The following is a 6,245-nucleotide window of genomic DNA, read 5'->3' as shown; positions in this document are numbered from 1 at the left end:
AGCTTTTGGCCAGGTTGTAAGTATTTTTGACCTGCTAAATTATTCCACTTAATAATTTCGTTAACGCTTAGATTAAATTTAGACGCAATACGTGCTAGTGAATCTCCTCGGCGTACTTTGTATGTAATAGTACGGTTGGTGCTTGCCGTTGCTTGTGGTTTATTAGCTGACTTATAAACCGTTAGTTTTTGATTTAGGCGCAGAACAGAGTTTTTCTTTAGCTTATTCCATTTAGCTAACTCATCCATAGTTACGTCATATTCACGGCTAATGTCCCATAACGTATCGCCACTTTTAACTGTGTGCGAAAGCTTTGTGCGAGTTGCTTTATTAGCAGCTAAGCGCATTTGCTTTGGTAAATGTTCACTATTTATAGCGCCATCAGTAAGGGGGACTAATAATTCTTGGCCTACTTTAATCGTATTTGATTTGAGTTTATTAAGCGATCGGATTGCACTTGAGCTAGTTGTAAACTTTTTAGATATGACCGATAAGCTGTCGCCTCGAGCCACAATATAACGTTGCCAGCGTAATCTGTTTTTAACATCGGTGTTTGCTAGTTTTTGGCTAAATTGCTCTGCTTTGTCAACGGGCAATAATAAAGAGTGTGGTCCGTTAGGATCAGTTGCCCAGCGGTTAAAACCAGGGTTTAATCTGTATAGCTCAGTAAGCGTCATATCAGCCATATCAGCAGCAAGCGCTAAATCTATTTGCGAGCCAACATCAACCACTTCAACCACTTGTGCATTAATTACTGGTTGCCATGTAACGTTAAAATCATCTGAGCGTTTTAATAAATCGGCAAGTGCTAATAACTTTGGTACGTAGGCTGTTGTTTCGCTAGGTAAATCAAGAGACCAAAAATCGGTAGGTAAATGCTTTTTACGATTCTTTTTAATAGCGCGCATCAAGCGCCCTTCACCCGAGTTGTAAGCAGCAATCGCATTTAGCCAATCGCCTTCAAGTGTTTTATGTAAATACGATAAGTAGTCAAGTGCTGCGCGAGTCGACTGCACTATGTCGCGACGACCGTCGTACCACCAGTTTTGTTTTAAATCGAATCGCTCACCGGTTGCAGGCATAAACTGCCAAATGCCCGATGCGCTGCGATTAGAATAACCAAACGGGTCAAATGCACTTTCTACAATAGGCAGTAGTGCAATTTCGATTGGCATTTCGCGCTTTTCTACTTCTTCAACTATAAAGTGTAAGTAAGGTTCTGCACGTTTAGAAATACGATCTAAATAGGCTTGGTGGCGAGCGTAATAATTACGTTCAGTAACAACAGGGCGGTTTTGCGGTATTTCGATAGAAAGTTGGTAGCGAATTCGCTCCCATACATCATCAAACACGGGAGCTTCTTGCTCATCAGGGTCAACTTGCTGATATTGTGCGTTTACCATCAATGCATTGTTAATGTCGTTAGGACTTGCGCCTTCGAGTTGTTGGTTTGCTTGCGTGGCGACTTGAGAGTCTGAGTCTAGAGTTGTCACAGTTTGACAACCACTTAGCGCTAACGCCAAGGCTACTAATAGGGGAGATTTATTCATAAATACCAATACATCGGGTAAAAAACTCGGCGAATACTACCTGTTATGAGTTAACATTGCCACTTAATGACTTTTTAAAACGCAGAAATAGAATCATCACTATATCTTAAGTTAATGATTCTAATAAAATAAATATTAAAGTATTAGTTTGTGCATTAAAAATTGTCTTTGAACTGTCTCAGACTAGCAAAGTTTCCCCAAGGTTCATTGTTTTTTGTAACCGAGATGAATTTTTCTGGCACTAACTCTGTAATGGTTGGCAAATCGCTACGCATAAATGGATTTATTTTTAGCTCCTGTCCAATAGAAGTGGGTAGGGAAATTTGGTTATTACTGCGTAATTCATCTACTTTTTTACTGTACGCAAGGAGTTCTGGGTTACGTGGTTCAACCGCTTTGGCAAAGGCAAGATTAGCTTGCGTGTATTCGTGCGTGCAATACACACTGCAGCTTGCAGGCAGCTCTCTTAGTTTATTAAACGATTCCCACATTTGCTTTGGCGTGCCTTCAAATAAGCGCCCACATCCACCGCTAAACAATGTATCGCCTGTAAAAGCAAGTTCATCATTTGTATAGCAAATATGATCAAGCGTGTGCCCAGGAGTTGCCAAAATATTAAAGTTAATATTAAGCACACTGATGCTTTGACCATCAGTGAGTGCGTGAGTGATGCCTTTAAATGGACTATTTGCGGGGCCATAAACCGATATATCTGGATAGGCGTCAACTAATGCAGCTACGCCATCAGTGTGGTCGTAGTGATGATGCGTAATTAAAATACCACCAAGCGTTAGTTTGTGCTCAGCTAGATACGCTAATACGCTCTGTGCTTGGCCTGGATCGACTACCCATGCTTGGTTACTATTATCGGTAGTTAAACACCAAATGTAATTATCAGAAAAGGCTTTAATTGCTTTGACTTGCACCATGGTAAATTGCTCTATAAAGTGACACTTACCGCATAGTATAACGAGCTCAAAAAATGAAACCAGCCCTTAGTTTTCAAGAAGGACCCAAACCACTGTCGTGGCAACAGTTTCCTCATGGGGATTATTTGCGCAAAGATATTGAACGCAAAATGGAGCAATGGCTGCCGCGTATGTTTGGCTATCATATGCTTAAGCTAGGTAATTTAAGTGGCGAATTAAATACAAGTATAAGTACGATTAAACACCAAGTGTGTGTTGCAGAGCCTGGGCCTTACACTGGGGTAGTTGCTGACATAGATGAACTGCCATTTTACGAGCACAGTATTGATGCCTGCATACTAAGTCACTGCTTAGAGTATCATTCAGACCCACATCACATTTTACGAGAAGCACATCGCACACTTATTCCGGGCGGCTATATAGTAATTACGGGATTTAACCCGTTTAGTTTGTGCGGACTTGCACAAATGCTGCCTTTTAGTGGTCAGAAATTACCATGGACGGGGCGCTTTTTTACCCCTGCGAGGGTTAAAGATTGGCTAAACTTACTTGGTTTTGAAATTGTAAGTGACGAACGTTTTATTTATTCATCACTGGCAAGAGGTAATAGGCTATCAAGGTTTGAGTTTTGGCGTACCTTTGCTAAACAGTATTTAAAACCGATGGGCAGTGTTTATATGCTGGTGGCACGAAAAAGAGTTGCGCCACTTACGCCAATAAAACCTAAGTGGCATGCAAGGCCGCAGTTTGCACCAGTAAAAGGGGCAGGGCTTAGACAAACGTCAAAGCAGCATTACAAAACGTGCGACCAAGAAAATAATCGTTAAGGCTGATAGCCTACATCTTCTAGTAAATCTTTACTGCCAGCGGCATCGCGTGCTAAATCGTCAACTATTTCGTTGTACTTATGGCCGCTATGCCCTTTAACCCATTTCCAGGTTACATTGTGCTCGCTACAGGCTTTATCTAGGCGTTTCCATAAATCGACGTTTTTAACCGGCTTTTTAGCTGATGTTAACCAGCCACGTTTTTTCCAGTTAGTGATCCACGATTCAATACCTTGCTTAACATATTGGCTATCGGTTGTTAGATTTACTTCGCATTCTCGTGTGAGTGATTCTAGGGCTACAATAGCCGCGAGCATTTCCATTCGGTTATTCGTTGTGAGTTTATAACCTTGGCTCATTTCTTTTTCGTGGCCGTTATAAATCATAAAAATACCATAACCGCCGGGGCCTGGATTACCTAAACATGAGCCATCGGTGTAAATCTCTACGGTTTTTTGCACTGTTTTACCTTGATCTTATGTACAATAAAGTGATTATAGAAAGATACCAGAATCAGGCTAAATTCGATATGGCACGTAGACAAATAGTTTTAGATACAGAAACCACCGGCATCGACCCTAAACAAGGGCACCGTATTATAGAAATTGGGTGTGTGGAGTTAGTAAATCGCCGTTTAACAGGCAATAATTTTCACGTTTATATAAACCCACAACGCCCAAGCGAAGAAGAAGCAATCGACGTTCACGGTATCACTAACGAATTTTTACGTGATAAACCGTTGTTTCATCAAATTGCCCAAGAGTTTTTCGACTATATTGAAGGGGCAGAGTTAGTTATTCATAACGCCCCGTTCGATGTTGGTCATATGGATAACGAATTTGCGCTGCTTAATCAGGGCTACCCTAAAACAGATACTTTTTGTCAAGTTCTCGACACGCTTAAAATGGCGCGTGACTTGCATCCAGGTCAAAAGAACAACCTTGATGCATTATGTCGTCGTTACGATGTAGATAACGGTAAACGAACGCTTCACGGCGCGCTACTGGATTCTGAGATTTTAGCCGATGTGTACCTTGCCATGACGGGTGGTCAAACAAAGCTAAATTTGAATCAAAATAAAGATGACGGCAGCGAGCAACAGAAGGGCGGTATAAAGCGTTTAAATAGTGATAGAGCCCCATTAGTTGTATTACGAGCAAGCGACGCTGAGCAAAGCGCACACGAAGCACGATTAGATCTTGTAAACAAAGAAGGCGGCCAGTGCATATGGCGCGCTGAATAAGGCGATTTAATGAAAACGATGTATTTTGTAACAGCGTTATGTGCCGCTAGTTTATTTACTGGCAATGCATATGGCGTAAAACAAGTAGAAGTGCTCAAGCGCGATGGGCATCAAAATGAGATCCCTTTACTTGATAATCGTTTTCGCATAGATAGCAAAATAGATGAAATAACACTGCTTTTTTTTAGAAAATCAGGTGCACCTGCTGTTATTTTAGTGAGGCCCGATGGCAGTAAGTACTTTGCTACTGACTCAGTTAAAAACCCTAACTTAGATTGGTTTGACGAACTCAGCTACGATTTAGTAACCATAAAAAAACCTATGGCAGGTCCTTGGCAAGTAATAGGCAGTATTTTACCCGACAGCAGAATAGTTGTATTAGGCGAGATATCTCTTGAAGCAGAGCCTCTTCCTTCAATGTTGTTTAGGGGGGAGACAATAAAAATTACCGGAAAAATACTAAATGACGGTGAGCCAATTAACACAAACCTATTTAGAGATGTTGTTAGCCTTAATGTTGACTTTGTAAGTACCAACAATGAAAACTTTGCTAACTTTGGCGCAGGCATTCAAGAAGTAGCTGAATTTAAAGACGATGGACGTGGATTTGATGAACGCCCTAAAGATGGTGTATTTACCGGCGAGTTTACTTTAGATTTCCCTGCGGGTGAATGGACACCAGAGCTTTACGTTGCGACACCTTTGCTGCAGCGTCGCATTGTGCAAAATACAATAGAAGTGCACGAACCGCCTTTTGTAACCGAAGTCGCGTTAGCAGAGCAAGACACAGACGAGCATCTACTAACTATAAATATAGACCCAAGTATTGTTAAGCCAGAAACAGTCATCATCCAGGGAAAAATCTACTATCCCAATAACGAAGAGCAAATGTTTACCATAGATGCTGCTGCTAAAGACTCACGACAACTTAGTGTTAAAAATTATGATTGGGGTAGATATAGTGTTGAACTGTCTGTTTTTGGTACTAATATTAATGGTCGTGAATTTATGGCAACGCTACCAACGTATAAATTTGAGATAGAACGACCCATAGAAGCGGTGCCCGAAATTGATCCGGCAACGATTATTACGCCAGATAAAATGATTGAGAGTGAGCCTGTTGAAGAAAAAATGGCCACATCTACAATTATTAGTTTAATTGTAGGCTGCAATACGCTCATTTTATTACTCGGTTGGTTGTTAATTCGTATATTTGTTCAGAAAAAACCGATTAAATTTAAAGTGAAGCTGCCTTTTTTAAAGAAAAAGAAAACAAGTGAAGGTGATGTTGCCGACACAGAAAAAAATCAAGTCGGTAAAAATGGCTCAAAAAATGACAGATCAGGTGAAATTTTAAACCTTTCGATGACAGATGACTAAAAAACCTATAAAAAAACAAAAAAGCCCTTGACGAAATAGGGGTTGGTTCGTATTATTCACGCCGCTGTCAGGGAGACCTAAACAGCAACGGAAATATGGAGTGGTAGTTCAGTTGGTTAGAATACCGGCCTGTCACGCCGGGGGTCGCGGGTTCGAGTCCCGTCCACTCCGCCATTTTCGTAAAACTTGTAAGTAAAAGCTGGAGTGGTAGTTCAGTTGGTTAGAATACCGGCCTGTCACGCCGGGGGTCGCGGGTTCGAGTCCCGTCCACTCCGCCAACACTTACACAACGTATGGTTGTAAAACATATTCTTAT

Annotated in this window: 6 protein-coding genes and 2 tRNA genes; 5 read left to right on the top strand and 3 right to left on the bottom strand. The window is 41.2% G+C overall.

Annotated features, from left to right (window positions below; all coding sequences use genetic code 11):
• The coding region (locus tag GQR46_RS05760) for a LysM peptidoglycan-binding domain-containing protein (RefSeq protein ID WP_165740365.1) at positions 1 to 1,550 on the bottom strand (1,550 nt) is incomplete at its 3' end.
• A gap of 155 nt (positions 1,551 to 1,705) precedes the next feature.
• Positions 1,706 to 2,479 (bottom strand): hydroxyacylglutathione hydrolase, encoded by a 774-nt coding sequence (gloB, locus tag GQR46_RS05755; protein ID WP_165735687.1) that lies wholly within the window; start codon positions 2,477 to 2,479, stop codon positions 1,706 to 1,708.
• A gap of 53 nt (positions 2,480 to 2,532) precedes the next feature.
• Between gloB and GQR46_RS05750 the strand changes: the two genes are divergently transcribed.
• On the top strand, positions 2,533 to 3,306 hold the full coding sequence (locus GQR46_RS05750) for a class I SAM-dependent methyltransferase (protein ID WP_165740363.1): 774 nt from the start codon (positions 2,533 to 2,535) through the stop codon (positions 3,304 to 3,306).
• Here GQR46_RS05750 and rnhA read toward each other — a convergent pair.
• The gene (gene rnhA / locus GQR46_RS05745) at positions 3,303 to 3,767 is read right to left on the bottom strand and encodes a ribonuclease HI (protein WP_007378210.1); all 465 of its coding nucleotides are present in this window, start codon (positions 3,765 to 3,767) and stop codon (positions 3,303 to 3,305) included. The two genes, GQR46_RS05750 and rnhA, sit on opposite strands and share 4 nt — an antisense overlap.
• A 68-nt stretch (positions 3,768 to 3,835) precedes the next feature.
• Here rnhA and dnaQ point away from each other — a divergent pair, with 68 nt between their 5' ends.
• The 4 genes from dnaQ (at position 3,836) to GQR46_RS05725 (ending at position 6,207) form a co-directional block, all read left to right on the top strand.
• Complete coding sequence (gene dnaQ, locus GQR46_RS05740) at positions 3,836 to 4,549, top strand: DNA polymerase III subunit epsilon (protein WP_007586004.1); 714 nt, start codon at positions 3,836 to 3,838, stop codon at positions 4,547 to 4,549.
• 9 nt (positions 4,550 to 4,558) lie between these two features.
• Complete coding sequence (locus GQR46_RS05735; RefSeq protein WP_024608203.1) at positions 4,559 to 5,929, top strand: TIGR03503 family protein; 1,371 nt, start codon at positions 4,559 to 4,561, stop codon at positions 5,927 to 5,929.
• 97 nt (positions 5,930 to 6,026) lie between these two features.
• Positions 6,027 to 6,103: transfer RNA gene (locus GQR46_RS05730), tRNA-Asp, on the top strand.
• A gap of 27 nt (positions 6,104 to 6,130) precedes the next feature.
• A tRNA-Asp gene (locus tag GQR46_RS05725) sits at positions 6,131 to 6,207 on the top strand.
• Positions 6,208 to 6,245: the final 38 nt, after the last annotated feature.

Origin of the sequence: Pseudoalteromonas sp. Z1A6, assembly GCF_011378745.1 — a bacterium.
GTDB lineage: Bacteria > Pseudomonadota > Gammaproteobacteria > Enterobacterales > Alteromonadaceae > Pseudoalteromonas > Pseudoalteromonas arctica.
This window is presented reverse-complemented; position numbering and strand designations above follow the sequence as displayed.

What these genes read in the sequence shown, in the direction of transcription:
- dnaQ (WP_007586004.1), top strand. Translation starts at nt 3,836, where the DNA reads ATGGCACGTAGACAAATAGTTTTAGATACAGAAACCACCGGCATCGAC.
- GQR46_RS05735 (WP_024608203.1), top strand. Translation starts at nt 4,559, where the DNA reads ATGAAAACGATGTATTTTGTAACAGCGTTATGTGCCGCTAGTTTATTT.
- GQR46_RS05750 (WP_165740363.1), top strand. Translation starts at nt 2,533, where the DNA reads ATGAAACCAGCCCTTAGTTTTCAAGAAGGACCCAAACCACTGTCGTGG.
- gloB (WP_165735687.1), bottom strand. Translation starts at nt 2,479, where the DNA reads ATGGTGCAAGTCAAAGCAATTAAAGCCTTTTCTGATAATTACATTTGG.